The organism is Bradyrhizobium sp., from assembly GCF_035652035.1.
In the GTDB taxonomy this organism is placed as follows: domain Bacteria; phylum Pseudomonadota; class Alphaproteobacteria; order Rhizobiales; family Xanthobacteraceae; genus Bradyrhizobium.
Map to the genome: position 1 here is coordinate 34,990 of NZ_DASREO010000038.1, position 16,332 is coordinate 51,321.

A 16,332-nucleotide genomic window follows, 5' to 3' on the forward strand; every position below is an offset into this window, starting at 1 on the left:
GCTTCGCTTCGCTCGCAATGACGACAGTTGCGCTATTTTGCCGGGACCAGAATCCGCTCCATCGCTTTGGCGAAACCGTCCTCTTCGTTCGAGTCGGTGACGTGCGTGGCCTGACGTTTCACATCGTCGGTCGCGTTGCCCATGGCAAACGAAGTGCCACTCACTTTGAACATCGTCAGATCGTTCCCCATGTCGCCGATGGTGACGACGAGATCGGTCGAAATGCCGAGCATGCGCGCGATGGTCTGCACGAACGTGCCCTTGTTGACGCCGGGCGGGGTGATATCGAGGTAGTAGCTTTGCGATCGCACCGCGGTCGCCTCTGCGCCAAGCGCCTCCTGCATGGCGGTCTCGCAGCGCTCAAGGCCGGCGGCATCGGCGCTGGCGCCGACGATTTTGCAGGCGTTCGAGAGATACGGCGTGAAGTCGGCTACGATGGTCGGTTCGGCGCGGATCGTTCGCCCCTCGTGCGCGACATAATCGCCGTCGCGGTTGCGAACAAGCCACTGGTCGCTGGTGAAAAGCCAGGCGTCGATGCCGAACTTGACGAGAACGTCGAGCGCGCGGCGAACTGCTGCTTCGCCGATCAAATGCTGCTCGACCGGCTTCAGCGCGGGATCGACGATGCAGCTGCCGTTGAAAGCGCCGACGGGAAGCGTGATGCCGAGCGGTTCGATCAAAAAGCGCATGCCGATGGTCGGACGGCTCGAGGTGATGGTGAAGCCGATGCCGGCCTCGTGAAGCTTTCGCACCGCGCCGATGGCGCGTTCGGTGAGAAGCTTTTCCTTGGTCAGGAGCGTTCCGTCGACGTCCGAGACAACGAGTGCGATGCGGGTCATGGGCGTCAGGTCCGTAACTGAGCGATGATGTCGATGATGATGGTCTCAACCGGCGCGTCGATCGAGACGGTGATAGGCCGCTCATCGGCCTCTGGCGGTTCCAGCGTCTTGAACTGGCTGTCGAGCAAGCCGGGCGGCATGAAATGGCCCTTGCGCCGGGCAAGGCGCTCGGCGATCAGCGCCTGGTCTCCATTGAGGAAGACGAAGCGGACGTCGTCGCGCCCGCGCAGCAATACGTCTCGATAGGCGTGTTTCAAAGCCGAGCAGGCAATCACGACATGGCCGCCCGCTTTGCAGACGCGGCCGATCTCATCGGCGATCGCTTCAAGCCACGGCCAGCGGTCTTCGTCGGACAGCGGATGTCCGGCGCGCATCTTTTCGACGTTGCTTGCGGGGTGAAAGCGGTCGCCGTCTTCGAACGTCCATTGCAAACGCGCGGCGAGCGCAGCGGCAATCGTGCTCTTTCCCGAGCCCGATACGCCCATCACGATCAAGGCGCAGAGCGCCGTTTCCGGTCTGTCGCTCAAGCGAATTACTTCCCGATCGCGGCCTGATCCACCAAAAAAACGGTTTCGCCGATCGAGCGTGCCCGGTTGGCTGGCAGGCTTTCATCCTTTGAAAGCCTCGCAAGTATTGCACGCTTTTCCTTGCCCGCGACCTCAAACAACATTTCGCGGCACGAGGCGAGCGCAGGCAAGGTGAGGGTCACCCGCGGCACGAACGGTTCGACATGGGCTTCCGGTACACCGACAACCCAGCGTTTGGTCTCGGCAAGCGCCGGATAGCCGGGAAACAGCGAGGCGGTATGGCCGTCGGGGCCGACGCCCATCAGCACGAGATCGAACAGCGGCCGCGCCGGATCGAGATCGCCAGCGCCGTAGAAGGTTTGCAGTTGTCGCTCATAACGCGTCGCGGATTCGTCCGGTGTCGCGACATCGGTCGGGATCGGATGAATGTGATCCTTCGGCGCGAAATGATCGAGGAAGAGTTTTCGCGCCGTGCTCATGTTGTTGAGGGGATCGCTTGCGGAGACAAAGCGCTCATCGCCGATGAACCAATGCACGCGGTCCCAGGGAATTGTCTTTGCGTAAGCATCCGTCGCCAGCAACTGATAGAGCTGCTTCGGGCTCGACCCGCCTGTCAGACAGATCGCAATGCGATCGGAGTTAGCCTCGATCCTCGTCATCAGACGTCCGGCGGCCGTAACCGCGAGCGCGGCCGGATCGGCGACGACGATCCGGTTGATTTGATCGGAGGACGGCATGTGCGTTAGCCCAGCTTGCGCCAGGTGCGGCCGTCGCGCTTCAGCAGTTCTTCGGCAGCATTCGGGCCCTCGTTACCGGCTTTATACGGCTCGAGGCCCTTGGCGCCCGCCTTCTTCCAGGCATCCAGGAACGGCTGCACCGCCTGCCAGCCGGCCTCGACGCTGTCGGCGCGCTGAAACAGGATGTTGTCGCCGATCATGCAATCGTAGATCAGCGTTTCATAGCCGGTGGTCGGCTCCGCCTGGAAGTAATCCTTGTAGCGGAATTTCATTTCGACGCCGTCGATATTGATCGTCGGCCCCGGCACCTTGGTGTTGAACTGAAGCGTAATGCCTTCGTTCGGTTCGACCGCGATGACGAGATAGTTCTGCGAGAGCTTGTCGACAGGGGTGTCGCGGAACATCGCAAACGGCGCCTGCTTGAACTTGATCGCGACTTCGGTGCGTTTGGTGCCGAGCGCCTTGCCGGTGCGCAGATAAAACGGCACGCCGGCCCAGCGCCAGTTGTCGATGGTCAGTTTCAGCGCAGCGTAGGTTTCGGTGGTAGACTCGGGCTTGACCTGTTCGGTCCTGCGATAGTCTGAAATCTCGACGTCGCCGCTTTTGCCTGCCTGATACTGACCCCGCACTGAATTCTTCAGTGCTTCTTCCTCGCTCTCGGCCTGGATTGCCGCCAGCACCTCGGCCTTTTCCGTTCGTACGGCATGGGCATTGAATCTCACCGGCGGCTCCATCGCCACCAGCGACAGCAGTTGAAACAGGTGGTTCGGCACCATATCGCGCAGCGCGCCGGTCGCGTCATAGAAGCTGCCGCGATGGCCGACGCCGATCTTCTCGCTGACCGTGATCTGCACGTGGTCGATATGATCCCGATTCCAGATCGGCTCGAACATGCCGTTGGCAAAGCGCAGCACCAGGATGTTCTGGACCGTCTCCTTGCCGAGATAGTGATCGATCCGGTAGATCTGGTGTTCGTCCATCAGCTTGAGCAGTTCGCCGTTGAGCGCTTTCGCCGAGGCAAGATCGGTCCCGAACGGCTTTTCGACCACGAGCCTTCGCCAGGCGCCGTCTTCCTTCAGCATGCCGGTGCGGCCGAGCTGTTTGGCGATCGGGGCGAAGGCGGCAGGCGGCGTCGCGAGGTAGAACAGCCGGTTGCCGCCGGTTGCCCGATTGGTCTCCAGCCGATGCAGTCGTTCGGCCATGGCGTCGAACGAGGCCGGGTCTTTCGGGTCGGCCTCGATGGAGGTGACGCATTCGAGAAGCCGCTTGACGATCGCGTCCTCGATGGGACGGGTTTTGTATTGCTTGAGGCCTTTCAGCAGGCTCTCGCGCATGTCATCGCTCGACATGCCCTTGCGGGCGACGCCGACCACGCAGAATTTTTCCGGCAACAGGTCGCCGGCGGCGAGATTATAGAGCGCTGGAATCACGAGCCGATGGGTCAGATCGCCGGTCGCGCCGAAGATGACGAACGAGCAGGGATCCGGTTTGCGTTTTTTTGCTAGCGTTTCTGTCACGAATGACCGGCCTTTGACGGATTGGACGCCCCTTGTGCAGGTCCGGCGTGCCCCTCTATGTGGCCGCCAAAACCCTGACGCATTGCGGAGAGAATCTTTTCCGCGAAGGTATGTTCCTGACGGGAACGAAACCGCGCAAATAGCGCCGCGGTCAGAACTTCGGCCGGCACGGCCTCGTCGATCGCGGCATTGACGGTCCAGCGGCCTTCGCCGGAATCCTCGACAAAGCCCGAATAGTTCTGCAGCGCCGGATTCTTCGCCAAAGCGGAGGCCGTGAGATCGAGCAGCCAGGATGGGATGACGCTGCCGCGCCGCCAGACTTCGGCAATGTCTGCGATATCGAGCTCGAAACGATGCTCGGCCGGAAGCGCTTCGATATTTGCGTTCTTCAAAATGTCGAAGCCTTCGGCATAGGCCTGCATCAGGCCATATTCGATGCCGTTATGAACCATCTTGACGAAGTGTCCGGCGCCGATCGGGCCGGCATGGATGTAGCCTTGCTCGACGCGCGGGTCGCGCCCCTGCCGTCCTTCGGTGCGCGGGATGTCGCCGAGGCCGGGCGCGAGCGTCTTGAAGATCGGGTCGAGACGCTCGACGACCTGTTTGTCGCCGCCGATCATCATGCAGTAACCGCGTTCGATGCCCCACACGCCGCCGGACGTGCCGACGTCGACGTAGTGTATGCCGCGATCCCTCAGCTTCTTGCCGCGGCGAACGTCGTCCTGCCAGAATGTGTTGCCGCCATCGATGATGACGTCGCCGCTCTGCATCAGCTTCGCCAGCGCGTCGATCGTCGTTTCCGTGATGTGGCCAGCCGGGAGCATGATCCAGGCCGTGCGCGGCTTTTCCAGTCGGCTTACGAACTCTTCCAGCGTGCCGGAGCCCGCCGCGCCTTCCTTGGCAAGCCCGGCCACCGCCTTATCGTCCTTGTCATAGACGACGGTCTGATGTCCGTGACGCATCAGGCGGCGGACGATGTTGCCGCCCATCCGCCCGAGGCCAATCATGCCAAGCTGCATCACGAACTCCCTTGGTTCAACGCCTGTTCAGTTCAGGGCCTGCCGGATCGCATCGTCGAGCGTCTTCAGGCCGCTCTTGAGGTCGCCCTTCAGATGCACCCGCAGCGCGCGCCGGCCGCGCTCGGTGAGCACGTCGAAATCGCCGCGCGCTTGGGCTGCCTTGATCACACCGAAGCTCGCCTTTTGGCCGGGCACCGGCAAATCCTTCGCATCATCCGCGGTGACCTGAAGGAACACACCGCTGTCGGGACCGCCTTTATAGGCCTGGCCGGTCGAGTGGAGGAATCGCGGGCCGAACTCCGCGCAGGTCGCGACACGGCGCCGGTCGCGCACGGCGAGCCGCGCGCCCTCCAATGCATCGATATGGTCGGCATTGCGTTCGATATAGGCGAGCAGCGCGACGTAGTCGTCGGCGTGCACGCGGGAGAGATGCGCCTTCAGCCAGGATTCAAGCGTACCGTCGGCGCCGGCTTTGCGCAATTCGCCGGCATTGGTCGCATCGGTGTAGAGGTCGGCCTCGTCAGTGGAGACCACGGGCTCTTCCACCGGCAGGCTGCCTGATTTTTCGAAAGCTGCCGTCAGTTCGCGCGTCTTGACCTTGGCGGCCTCGACATCAGGCTGGTTGAACGGGTTGATGCCGAGGACGCTGCCTGCCACGGCCGTTGCCATCTCGAAGCGGTAGAATTCCTGCCCGATATGTTCGATCGACTTCATGACGATGCGAACAACGGGATGACCGGCGTGCTCCAGCGCGTCGAGCCTGGAGGCATGAACGGCGTCGTGCTCGCTCTCGGTGCGCAAGTCGATGAAGAAGCGATCACGGCCGTAGACCGAGACGTTGCCGATGGTTTCGCCATCGATCGGGATCAGGCCCTTGCCTTCCTTGCCGGTGGATTCGGCAATCAGCTGCTCGGCCCAGGCGCCAAAATCGGCAATCTTCTCCGACGAGAAGATCGTGACCTTGTCGCGGCCTTCCAGACCGGCGAGGCCCATGGCGAGGCCAAGCTGAACGCCGGGATTTTCTTGCGGCGGCACATCCGCGCCGCACGAGCGCACCATCGAAAGCGTATGGTGGATCAGGCTCTTCACATCGATGCCGGCGGTCGCTGCCGGCACAAGGCCGAACGGTGACAGCACGGAATAGCGGCCGCCGATCGAAGGCTCGCCGTGGAAGATGCGAGCGAAACCTTGCTTCTTCGCAACCTTCTCCAGTGACGAGCCGGGATCGGTCACGGCGATGAAGCGATGCCCGGCCTTGTTAGCGCCGATCGCCTTCGACACCTGCGCAAAGAAGTAATCTTTCATCACGTTCGGCTCGGTGGTGCCGCCGGACTTGCTGGAGACGATGAACAAGGTTCGCTTGAGATCGATCGCTTTTTCCATCGCCCGCACTTGCGCCGGGTCGGTGGAATCGAGCACGTGCAGCGTCGGGAAGCCGGACTTCTTCGGGAACGTTTCAGCCAGCACTTCAGGCCCGAGGCTTGAGCCGCCCATGCCGAGCACGACGGCGTCAGAGAAATTCTGTCCCTTCACCCGCCGCGCATAATCTTCGTAGTCGGCGATGTCGGCCTTGGCCGGACCGTCGAGCCAGCCGAGCCACTTGTTCTCGTCGTCATCGGTCCAGACCGACTTGTCCTTGTGCCAAAGCCTTCGCACCTTGGCCGCGGCGCGCCATTCCTCGCTGCTCTTCTCGACGGCCTTCGTCAGGTTGCTGCCGAGTGCGAGCTTCTGCGATCCGATGGCCGAGCCAAGCACGGTCGCACGCTTGTGGGCGACCGCGCCATAGAGCTTGTCGGCGGCATCCGCGAACAGCTTGACGCCGTCCTTGACCAGTTCTTCGGTGATTGCATCCAGCGAGATGCCGGACTTCTCAAGCTCGACGAGAATTTGCCGCGCCTCGTCGACGTTCTCCTCGAGGCTGTCGCGTAGCTTGCCGTGGTCGCGAAAGGCCTCGAGCGTGGCTGGCGGCATCGTGTTGATCGTGTTCGATCCGATCAGCTCCTCGACGTAGAGGACGTCGCTGTAGTCCTTGTTCTTGGTGCCGGTTGAGGCCCACAGCAGCCGCTGTGGCTTGGCGCCTTTGGCGGCGAGCTTTTCCCAGCGCGCGCCGGAAAACAGTTCCTTGTATTCTTGGTAAGCGAGCTTGGCGTTGGCGATCGCGACCTTGCCTTTCAGCGCGGCGAGACGTTCCTTTTCCTGCGGGTCATTGGCGCGGGCGATCTTCTCGTCAAGTTGCTTGTCGACCGCGGTATCGATGCGGCTGACGAAGAAGCTTGCGACGCTGGCGATATCCGAGGGATCGCCGCCGTCGGCGATAAGCTTTTCGAGACCCGCGATGTAGGCCTTCGCGACCTCGATATAGACCTTTTGCGAGAACAGCAGCGTGATGTTGATGTTCAGGCCCTTGCCAGTCAACTGCTCGATCGCGGGCAGGCCTTCCGGCGTCGCCGGCACCTTCACCATCAGATTCTTGCGGTGGACGTCCTTCCACAGCCGCATCGCTTCCGCGATGGTGGCCTTGGTGTCCATCGCAAAATAAGGCGACACTTCGAGACTGACGAAGCCGTCATTGCCCTTGAGGTCGTCATACACAGGCCGCAGCACGTCGGCGGCGCTCTGGATGTCTTCAACCGCGACGTGCTCGAACAGGTCGGCAATGGGGCGGTCGCCTTTTTGCAAGGCGCGGCCGATCGCGCCGTCATATTCGTCCGAGCTGCCGATCGCTTTTTCGAAGATCGAGGGATTGGAGGTGACGCCCTTGACGCCGTCGGTATCGATCAGCTTTTTCAGCTCGCCCTTGGCGATAAAGCCGCGTGCCAAAAAATCCAGCCAGACCGCCTGGCCGTGTTGTTCAAGTGCCTTGACCGGATTCATGATGCCCTGTTTCGGTTCGAGCGGAGGAGGATATGACAACTGGGGCGGACATTAACGAGAGGTCTCGCCATCAACAATCCTCAGGGGTCGTCCTTTAAACCGCCCCAGTGACCGGATTATGGGCGCCTCCATTCGGCTAACGCCCCGGCCGCGGGTTCGATCCTCCCGGATGCCGGCTCAACCGGCCATCCCCGATCAATTTTTGGACTTCGTGCGGGCGCTGGCACGACTGGCATGCATGTCTGGCTTGCCATGGCCGGAGCCTTCCGGGTCATCTTTGCCACTGCTATCGTACCTCCATAAAAATAAGCACAGGGGAGAAGCATCACATGTCGTCAGAGGATATTCGCGCCACCAGCCGCCGCCGCTTTTTGCAATATTGCGCGGCTTCGCCGCTGCTGGCCTCGGGCGCGTTTGCCGCCAAGGCGCTGGAAGCGCCGTCCAAACTGCCCGACCCAATGATGTGGGCGCCCCCCGGCAGCATCGATCTCATCAAGACGCCGAAAGAGGCCATCAACGTCTTCGATTTCGAACCGGTTGCTCGCCAGAACGTGCCGCCGGCCCATTTCGGCTATATGGCCTCCGGCATTGACGACGAAACGACGCTGCGCGCCAACCGCGAGGATTTCAAGAAATTCCAGTTGATGCCGCATCGGCTCAACGATGTCTCCAAGGTCGATACCTCGATCGAGCTGTTCGGTGTGAAATACGACTCGCCGATCTTCATCTGCCCGACCGGCGCCAACCAGTTCTTTCACCCGGACGGCGAACTCGCGGTCGCGAGGGCAGCAAAGGCCGGCAATCACCTGCAAATGCTCTCGACCTCGTCGAACTTCTCGGTCGATGACGTTACAAAGGAGCGCGGCGCGCCGATCTGGTTCCAGCTCTATGCCTCGCCGAGCTTCGAGGTGGCGAAAGCGCTGATCAAGCGCGCGGACGGTGCCGGCTGTCCGGTGCTGATGGTGACGATCGATCGCATTGCCGGGCGCAATCAGGAGACGCTTTTCCGCCTGATGAAGTCCGATACTCGCGAATGCTCGGGCTGTCACGATCGCTCCAGCTTTGCCGCCCGCGCGCTGCGCCGGCACAACTACGACGGCATCGACCTTTCCGGCATCAAGGGCGGCGGCGAGTCCTCCAATCTCGATTGGGACACCGTCAAGCGCATGCGTGACGTGACCAAAATGAAAATCATGCTGAAGGGCATCGTGACGGCTGACGATGCAGAGCTCGCCGTGCAGAACGGCCTCGACGGCATTCTGGTCTCCAACCACGGCGGACGCGGCGAGGACAACGGCCGCTCGACCATTGACGCGCTTCCGGAGATCATCGCAGCCGTGAAGGGCCGAATTCCCGTCATCGTCGATTCGGGTTTCCGCCGCGGCACCGATGCGGTGAAGGCCCTGGCGATGGGCGCGCAGGCCGTCGGCGTCGGTCGTCCCTATCTCTGGGGGCTGGGCGCGTTCGGCCAGGCAGGCGTCGAGCGGGTGCTGGAGCTCGTGCGCACCGAGACCAGAGCTGCCATGCAGCAATGCGGCGCAAAATCGGTGAAGGATCTCAATGCAAGCTACGTGCGCCGGGTGACCTGAAGGCGCTTTCGCTGGTTCCTGCTGACGGAACCGTTCAACGGCCCGACCGTTGATGAACCTGACCGCTTCGCAAGCGGCCGGGCAGGGATGTGCCTGTTTTACGAAAAACTTTGCACGGGGCCGAGGACGCGCCGAATGGTTTCAGACTTGCCGCAAAGCAAGGTCCCCGAAGTCACGCTCGTCTTCTGGATCATCAAGATACTTGCAACAACGCTTGGTGAAACCGGCGGCGACGCTGTTTCGATGTCGATGGGTCTTGGCTATGCGATCAGCAGCCTGATTTTCATTGGCATCCTGCTCGTCGCGGTCGTTGCGCAGATTTGCGCGAAATCCTTTCACCCGCTGCTGTACTGGTTTGTGATCGTCGCAACCACGACCGCCGGCACTACCATGGCCGATTTCGCCGACCGTTCGCTCGGCGTCGGCTACCCCGGCGGCGCGTCGCTGCTTTTTGCGTTGCTGATGATCTCCCTCGGCATCTGGTACACGTCGGAAGGAACGGTGTCGGTCAATACCGTGGCGACGCCGAGAGTCGAAATCCTCTATTGGGTGTCGATCCTGTTTTCGCAGACGCTCGGAACAGCGCTTGGCGACTGGGTCGCCGACACCAACGGCCTCGGTTACGAAGGCGGCGCGCTGGTTTTCGCCGCAGGCCTTGCGGTGATCGCCGCGATCTATCTTTGGACCGATGTCTCCCGAACGCCGCTGTTCTGGGCTGCGTTCATTCTGACCCGCCCGCTCGGCGCCACGCTCGGAGACCTGCTCGACAAGCCCATACAGGACGGCGGCCTCGCCTTCAGCCGCTATCACGCGACGGCGATTCTCGCCGTCGCCATTCTCGCCTGCATCGTGTTCCTGCCGCAGCGCGCCGGCTCGCATCCGGGTGCGGCACCGCGTTCGTGAGTGTTGTGCGGTCGGCGTCCGACGGCCGGTGCACAAGCGTTCAATTGTTGCCAGAGAGAAACATTCGAGCGGCCCGTGCAGAGAGATTGTTCATCCGCCTTTCACAAGGCCGGTGCTAGCGTCGCGGCTGATTTACCGGCCCGTTCGGTAAATCAATCGCGCCTTGTTCAATCAAAGGGAGATACAGGATGATGCGGACGATCTTTGTCGGCGCTGCGCTGGCGATTGGTCTTGCGAACCCCGCTAGTGCGGCGGTTACGCTTGCGCCAGCTGGGGCCGCTAACAGCTCGATAATCAAGGTTGCAGAAGGCTGCGGGCGCGGCTGGTGGCGCGGACCGGGTGGAAGGTGCCATCCGATGTTCGACGGCAGGGCTTGCCCTCCCGGATATCACCTCGGACCGGAGCGCCACCGGTGCTGGCCCAACTGATCGGTTGAACACGAAAACGGCCGGGTCATTGCGACCCGGCCGTTCTTATTTCCGAAATCATTCGCGCGGGAAGGTCTCAGCGCAGACTGGCGTTGATCTTATCCAGCGCAGCCGTGCCGGGGCAGAGCACGTCGGCCTCGAGGCGGTTGAGCGGCTGCTCGACCGTGTTGAGGTGGCTGTGCAGATCTTCCGAGTCGGGATCGACGTAAAGCAGTCCGGTGACGATCTGGCCCTTGGCGGCGTGCTTTTGCAGGAAGGCCAGCGCGCCGACGCGGTCGTGCGCGTCGTAATCGGCGTCGATCTTGCGCAGCGCGATCTTGCTGCCGTCGTGCTGTTCGACCACCTGCACCGTGCCCGGCGCGTAATCGACCGAAATCGGCTCGCGGCCGGTCAGCACGTCGAGGCGATTCACCGCGTCATTATGTTCGCGCACATAATCGAAGCTCTTGGTCGAGCCGGCGTGGTTGTTGAAGGCGATGCACGGGCTGATCACGTCGAGGAAGGCTGCGCCCTTGTGCTCGATGGCGGCTGCAATCAGCGGCACGAGCTGGGTCTTGTCGCCGGAGAAGCTGCGCGCCACGAAGCTTGCACCGAGCTGAAGCGCGATCGCGACGAGATCGACCGCGTTGTCGGTGTTGGTCACGCCCTTCTTCGATTTCGAGCCGCGGTCGGCGGTCGCCGAGAATTGGCCCTTGGTCAGGCCGTAGACGCCGTTGTTCTCGACGATATAGGTCATGTTGACGCCGCGCCGGATCGAATGCGCGAACTGGCCAAAGCCGATAGAGGCGGAATCTCCGTCGCCGGACACGCCGAGATAGATCAGATCGCGGTTGGCGAGATTGGCGCCGGTCAGCACCGACGGCATGCGGCCATGCACTGAATTAAAGCCGTGGGAATTGCCGAGGAAGTAGTCCGGCGTCTTCGACGAGCAGCCGATGCCGGAAATCTTCGCCACGCGATGCGGTTCGATCGAGAGCTCGTAGCAGGCCTCGATGATGGACGCCGTGATCGAGTCGTGGCCGCAGCCGGCACACAGCGTCGAAATCTTGCCTTCGTAATCGCGATGCGTATAGCCGAGACGGTTCTTGGTCAGACCCGGATGATGAAATTTGGGTTTTGCAATGTAGGTCATGACTTCACCTTCGGTCCAGCCGTCATGGCCGGGCTTGTCCCGGCCATCCACGTCTTGGCCAGGAAAAGGAAAGACGTGGATGCCCGGCATGAAGCCGGGCATGACGAAGGAGAAGTCAGACCAGAGGTCATGACTTCACCTTGCGCAGCGGAGTCAGCTTGAGCTGATCCTGATGTTCGCCGATCGCGTTCGCGATGAAACGCGCGGTGATCGGCGTGCCGTCGTAATGGCGGATCGGAACGAGCCGCACCGGATCGATGCCGTTTTCGTTGACGATCAGCGTGCGAAGCTGGGCGTCGCGGTTCTGCTCGACCACGTACACGAAGTCGTGGTCGGCGATGAAGCTCGCGACGGAGGAGTGGAACGGGAAGGCGCGGATGCGCATGCGATCGAGGGTATGGCCGCGGTCCTCCAGGATCTGGATCGCCTCATCCATCGCCGGTGCGGTCGAGCCGAAATAGATCACACCGTATTTGGTTGGCTTGGCCGCATTGGCCTGCAACGGCCGCGGCACCATGTCCTGCGCGGTCTCGAACTTGCGTAAGAGGCGCTGCATGTTGTCGGCGTAGACCGCGCCTTCTTCCGAATAGCGCGCATAGCGGTCGCGCGAGGTGCCGCGGGTGAAGTAGGAGCCCTTGGTCGGATGGGTGCCCGGATAGGTGCGATAGGGAATACCGTCGCCGTCGACATCGAGATAGCGGCCGAAGTCGCGTCCCTCATCGAGCATTTCGGCGGTCATCACCTTGCCGCGGTCGTATTGCCGGGCGTCGTCCCACTTCAGAGGGCGGCAGAGCCGGTGGTTCATGCCGATGTCGAGATCGAGCATGAGGAAGATCGTGGTCTGCAGCCGCTCGGCCAGGTCGAACGATTGCGCGGCAAATTCGAAGGCCTCTGCGGGATCCTCAGGAAACAACAGCACATGCTTGGTGTCGCCGTGCGAAGCGTAGGCGCAGGCGATGATGTCGCATTGCTGGGTGCGGGTCGGCATGCCCGTGGAGGGACCTGCGCGCTGCACATTCATGATCACCGCCGGAATCTCGGCGAAGTACGAAAGGCCGATGAATTCGGTCATCAGCGAAATGCCGGGGCCGGACGTCGCGGTGAAGGCGCGCGCGCCATTCCAGCCGGCGCCGATCACGATGCCGATAGAGGCGAGTTCGTCTTCACCCTGCACGATCGCGTATTTCGCCTTGCCGGTCTCGGGGTCGTGCCGCAGCTTTTTGCAATGACTAGAGAAGGCATCCGCCAGCGATGATGACGGCGTGATCGGATACCAGGCGCAAACGGTGGCGCCGCCATAGACGGCCCCGAGCGCAGCCGCGCTGTTGCCTTCGATGAAGATGCGATCGCCGACCTTGTCGGCTTTCTTGACGCGCAACCCGATCGGGCATTTGAGGTTTTGCAGCGCCCAGTCGCGTCCCAGATGCAGCGCGTGGACGTTCGACGACAGGAGCTTTTCCTTGCCCTTGTACTGCTCGCCGATCAGTTGCTCGATCAGCTTCGGGTCCATGTCGAGCAGCGCACAGAGCGCGCCCAAATAGATGATGTTCTTGAACAGCTGGCGCTGGCGCGGATCGGTATAGGTGGAATTGGTGATCGCGGTCAGCGGCACGCCGATCACGGTGATGTCGGCGCGGAATTTCGAGGCCGGCAGCGGCTTGGTGGAATCGTAGAACAGGTAGCCGCCCGGTTCGATGGACATCACGTCCTTGTCCCAGGTCTGCGGATTCATCGCGACCATCATGTCGACGCCGCCGCGCGCGCCGAGATGGCCATCTTCGGTCACCCGCACTTCATACCAGGTCGGCAGGCCCTGGATGTTGGATGGAAAGATGTTGCGGGGCGAAACCGGAACGCCGTGGCGAAGGATCGAGCGGGCGAACATCTCGTTGGCGCTGGCCGAACCCGAGCCGTTGACGTTGGCGAAGCGAACGACGAAGTCGTTTACGCTGCTGATCGGGCTTTGGACGGACATGATGTTCCTGCGTAGGTCATATCGATGAGATATTTCTGCATGTCCCAGGCGCCGGTGGGACAACGTTCGGCGCACAGCCCGCAGTGCAGGCAGACGTCCTCGTCCTTCACCATGACGCGCCCGGTCTTGAGGTCGCTCGAGACGTAAAGATCCTGGTCGGCATGCTGCGACGGCGCCTTCAGCCGCTTGCGCAAATCGGCCTCGTCGCCGTTCTCCGTGAAGGTGATGCAATCCATCGGGCAGATGTCGACGCAGGCATCGCATTCGATACAGAGCGAGGTCGAAAACACCGTCTGCACATCGCAGTTCAGGCAGCGCTGCGCTTCGCCGAGCGCGAGCTTGAGGTCGTAGCCGAGTTCGACTTCGGCGCGGATATCCTTCAGCGCCACCACCTTGTCGCGATGCGGCACCTTGAAGCGCTTCTCGTCGGAAATGTCGTTGTCGTAGCTCCACTCGTGGATGCCCATCTTCTGCGACGAGATAGTCACCTGCGGCAGCGGCCGCTCGTTGACGTCTTCGCCGGAGACGAGCCGGTGGATCGAGAGCGCGGCGTCATGGCCATGCGCGACCGCCCAGATGATGTTCTTCGGGCCGAACGCGGCGTCACCGCCGAAAAACACCTTCGGATGAGTTGAGCCCATGGTCTTGGGATCGACTTTCGGCATGTCCCATTTGTCGAATTCGATGCCGCAATCGCGCTCGATCCAGGGGAATGCATTCTCCTGGCCAACAGCGACCAGCACGTCGTCGCAGTTGATGGTCTCGTCGGCTTCGCCTGACGGCACCAGAGAGCGCTTGCCCTTGGCGTCATATTCGGCCTTCACCTTCTGGAAGGTGACGCCGGTAAGCTTGCCGTTTTTGTGCACGAAGGCGATCGGCACCATGAAATTGAGGATCGGAATATCCTCATGCATGGCGTCTTCTTTTTCCCAAGGGCTCGCCTTCATCTCCTCGAAGCCGGAGCGGACGATCACCTTGACGTCTTCGCCGCCGAGGCGGCGCGCGGTGCGGCAGCAATCCATCGCGGTGTTGCCGCCGCCGAGCACGATCACGCGCTTGTTGATCCTGTCGATATGGCCGAAGGAGACATTGGAGAGCCAGTCGATGCCGATATGGATGTTGGCGGCGGCCTCTTTACGTCCGGGAATGTCGAGCTCGCGACCACGCGGCGCGCCGGAGCCGACGAAGATCGCGTCGTAGTTCTCCGACAAGAGCTTCTTCAGGCTGTCGATGCGCGTGCCGCCCTTGAACTCGATGCCGAGGCCCAGAATGTAATCGGTCTCTTCGTCGATCACCGAATCCGGCAAGCGGAATTTCGGAATCTGCGTCCGCATCATGCCGCCGGCTTTGGGGTCCTGGTCGAACACGGTGCAGTGGTAGCCGAGCGGGGCGAGATCGCGCGCCACGGTGAGCGATGCCGGGCCGCCGCCGATGATGGCGATGCGCTTGCCGTTCTTCGCGCCCGGGCGCGGCAGGCGGCTCTTGATGTCATCCTTGAAGTCGGCGGCGACGCGCTTGAGGCGGCAGATCGCGACCGGATTTTCCTCGACGCGGCCGCGTCGGCAGGCCGGCTCGCATGGACGATCGCAAGTGCGTCCCAGAATTCCGGGAAACACGTTCGATTTCCAATTGATCATATAGGCGTCGCTGTAGCGGCCTTCGGCGATCAAGCGGATATATTCCGGGACGGGAGTGTGCGCGGGACAGGCCCATTGGCAGTCGACTACTTTGTGGAAGTAGTCCGGCGCCGAGATATCAGTCGGTTTCATTCCTACCTATCCGCGCTCAAAAAACTCCAACGGCGCGGCCTTATCTTGCTTGCGAACGCTCTGATCGCGGCGTTCTTTTCGCTTCTCAAATCGTATGATCGGCTTCTCGTATTAAAGCCAATCACGCCGCTCTACAAAGCCAATTTTGTTTGAACTTGCGGTTTTGCACGCCGGCGGCTGCGTTCATCATAAAAGCGAGTTTATGTGGCAGTGCAGCATGAGCGAAATGCGAAGCTACTGGTGGTAATATTTCTTCCTATGAAATGGTTGCATCAGGAAATGTCGGCTTTCGCGATGTCCCAGAGCAGGCGATAGACGCCGATCGAGATGATCATCGGCTTGAGGGCGATGTTGTCGGTCACGCGTCGCATTGCCGTCTCGGCTGGCGTGATATCCGTCGCGTCGATCAAGACGAACCAGTCGCCGGCGCCTGCGCCCGCGGCGTTGCGGATTTCCGCCGTCGGGCCGGACAACGCCGGATCGCTCTCGATCAGGTGTGCCGAAACGACGCCATCGGCGAAGTGCGGATCGAGCGCCGCGCGCAGCGCCTCTCGTAGCGTATCGTGCCCGCCGCCTGGGGGACGAATTCGGACAATGCCCAGCACAGCACCGCGGCCCTTGCCGCGGCTGATGGTGATGCGCGCGACCGCGCGGAGCATGTTCTTGAAGCGCGCCATCGTCGTCTTCGACCACTCGGTCGGGTTGGCGAGACGGTTCCTGTAGGCGGGGCTGTCGAGGACTTCGATCGATTGCGTCGAATAAAGAAAGAGATATTTCGGCGCGCCGTCTTCGGCAACGTAGCGCCGGGCCTCGATGAAGCCGTCGATGGCGACGCGCTCTTCCAGATGCTCGCGATCGTACCAGCGGTTGAAATCTTCCTCGTGCTCGGGGTCGACATCCATCGATGTGAGCAGCATGCCTTTTCCGGCGATCGGCATTTTTGTGTCTCCGAATCTTCTCGTCATTGCGAGGAGCGTCAGCGACGAAGCAATCCAGCTTTACGTAAGACTCCTGGATTGCTTC

13 protein-coding genes are annotated in these 16,332 nt (G+C 61.7%); 3 read left to right on the plus strand and 10 right to left on the minus strand.

Features of this window, described 5'->3' with window-relative positions:
* Positions 1 to 32: 32 nt before the first annotated feature.
* The 6 genes from VFB05_RS12190 to VFB05_RS12215 are packed head-to-tail and all read right to left on the minus strand — an operon-like array spanning position 33 to position 7,513.
* Positions 33 to 839: a Cof-type HAD-IIB family hydrolase gene (locus VFB05_RS12190; RefSeq protein ID WP_325012581.1), complete on the minus strand. Its 807-nt coding sequence runs from the start codon at positions 837 to 839 to the stop codon at positions 33 to 35.
* 5 nt (positions 840 to 844) lie between these two features.
* Positions 845 to 1,324: a gluconokinase gene (locus tag VFB05_RS12195; RefSeq protein WP_325012740.1), complete on the minus strand. Its 480-nt coding sequence runs from the start codon at positions 1,322 to 1,324 to the stop codon at positions 845 to 847.
* Between the two features lie 47 nt (positions 1,325 to 1,371).
* A complete protein-coding gene (gene pgl / locus VFB05_RS12200) occupies positions 1,372 to 2,103 on the minus strand; it encodes a 6-phosphogluconolactonase (RefSeq protein WP_325012583.1) in 732 nt (243 codons plus the stop codon).
* Between the two features lie 5 nt (positions 2,104 to 2,108).
* Positions 2,109 to 3,620, minus strand: a complete 1,512-nt coding sequence (gene zwf / locus VFB05_RS12205) for a glucose-6-phosphate dehydrogenase (RefSeq protein WP_325012585.1) — start codon at positions 3,618 to 3,620, stop codon at positions 2,109 to 2,111.
* Positions 3,617 to 4,639, minus strand: coding sequence for a phosphogluconate dehydrogenase (NAD(+)-dependent, decarboxylating) (gnd, locus tag VFB05_RS12210; RefSeq protein ID WP_325012587.1), 1,023 nt, complete (start codon positions 4,637 to 4,639; stop codon positions 3,617 to 3,619). Before gnd ends, zwf begins: the two co-directional genes overlap by 4 nt.
* A 27-nt stretch (positions 4,640 to 4,666) precedes the next feature.
* Complete coding sequence (locus VFB05_RS12215; protein WP_325012589.1) at positions 4,667 to 7,513, minus strand: bifunctional transaldolase/phosoglucose isomerase; 2,847 nt, start codon at positions 7,511 to 7,513, stop codon at positions 4,667 to 4,669.
* Positions 7,514 to 7,842: 329 nt separating this feature from the next.
* On the opposite strand from VFB05_RS12215, the gene VFB05_RS12220 reads away from it, so the two are divergent.
* The 3 genes from VFB05_RS12220 (at position 7,843) to VFB05_RS32150 (ending at position 10,433) form a co-directional block, all read left to right on the plus strand.
* A complete protein-coding gene (locus VFB05_RS12220) occupies positions 7,843 to 9,102 on the plus strand; it encodes an alpha-hydroxy acid oxidase (RefSeq protein ID WP_325012592.1) in 1,260 nt (419 codons plus the stop codon).
* A 135-nt stretch (positions 9,103 to 9,237) separates the two neighbouring features.
* A complete protein-coding gene (locus VFB05_RS12225) occupies positions 9,238 to 10,005 on the plus strand; it encodes a hypothetical protein (protein ID WP_325012594.1) in 768 nt (255 codons plus the stop codon).
* A gap of 191 nt (positions 10,006 to 10,196) precedes the next feature.
* Complete coding sequence (locus VFB05_RS32150; protein WP_414643189.1) at positions 10,197 to 10,433, plus strand: GCG_CRPN prefix-to-repeats domain-containing protein; 237 nt, start codon at positions 10,197 to 10,199, stop codon at positions 10,431 to 10,433.
* A 76-nt stretch (positions 10,434 to 10,509) separates the two neighbouring features.
* Here VFB05_RS32150 and VFB05_RS12230 read toward each other — a convergent pair whose 3' ends face one another.
* The 4 genes from VFB05_RS12230 to VFB05_RS12245 all read right to left on the minus strand — a co-directional run bounded on the left by VFB05_RS12230 (position 10,510) and on the right by VFB05_RS12245 (position 16,247).
* Positions 10,510 to 11,565, minus strand: coding sequence for a 2-oxoacid:ferredoxin oxidoreductase subunit beta (locus VFB05_RS12230; protein ID WP_325012596.1), 1,056 nt, complete (start codon positions 11,563 to 11,565; stop codon positions 10,510 to 10,512).
* A gap of 127 nt (positions 11,566 to 11,692) precedes the next feature.
* Positions 11,693 to 13,540, minus strand: a complete 1,848-nt coding sequence (locus VFB05_RS12235) for a 2-oxoacid:acceptor oxidoreductase subunit alpha (RefSeq protein WP_325012599.1) — start codon at positions 13,538 to 13,540, stop codon at positions 11,693 to 11,695.
* Positions 13,510 to 15,309 carry an FAD-dependent oxidoreductase gene (locus VFB05_RS12240; protein ID WP_325012601.1) on the minus strand — a complete coding sequence of 600 codons (1,800 nt, stop codon included), beginning with the start codon at positions 15,307 to 15,309 and terminating at the stop codon, positions 13,510 to 13,512. The genes VFB05_RS12235 and VFB05_RS12240 overlap by 31 nt, the downstream gene beginning before the upstream one ends.
* A 272-nt stretch (positions 15,310 to 15,581) precedes the next feature.
* Positions 15,582 to 16,247, minus strand: coding sequence for a hypothetical protein (locus VFB05_RS12245; RefSeq protein WP_325012603.1), 666 nt, complete (start codon positions 16,245 to 16,247; stop codon positions 15,582 to 15,584).
* Positions 16,248 to 16,332 lie beyond the last annotated feature (85 nt).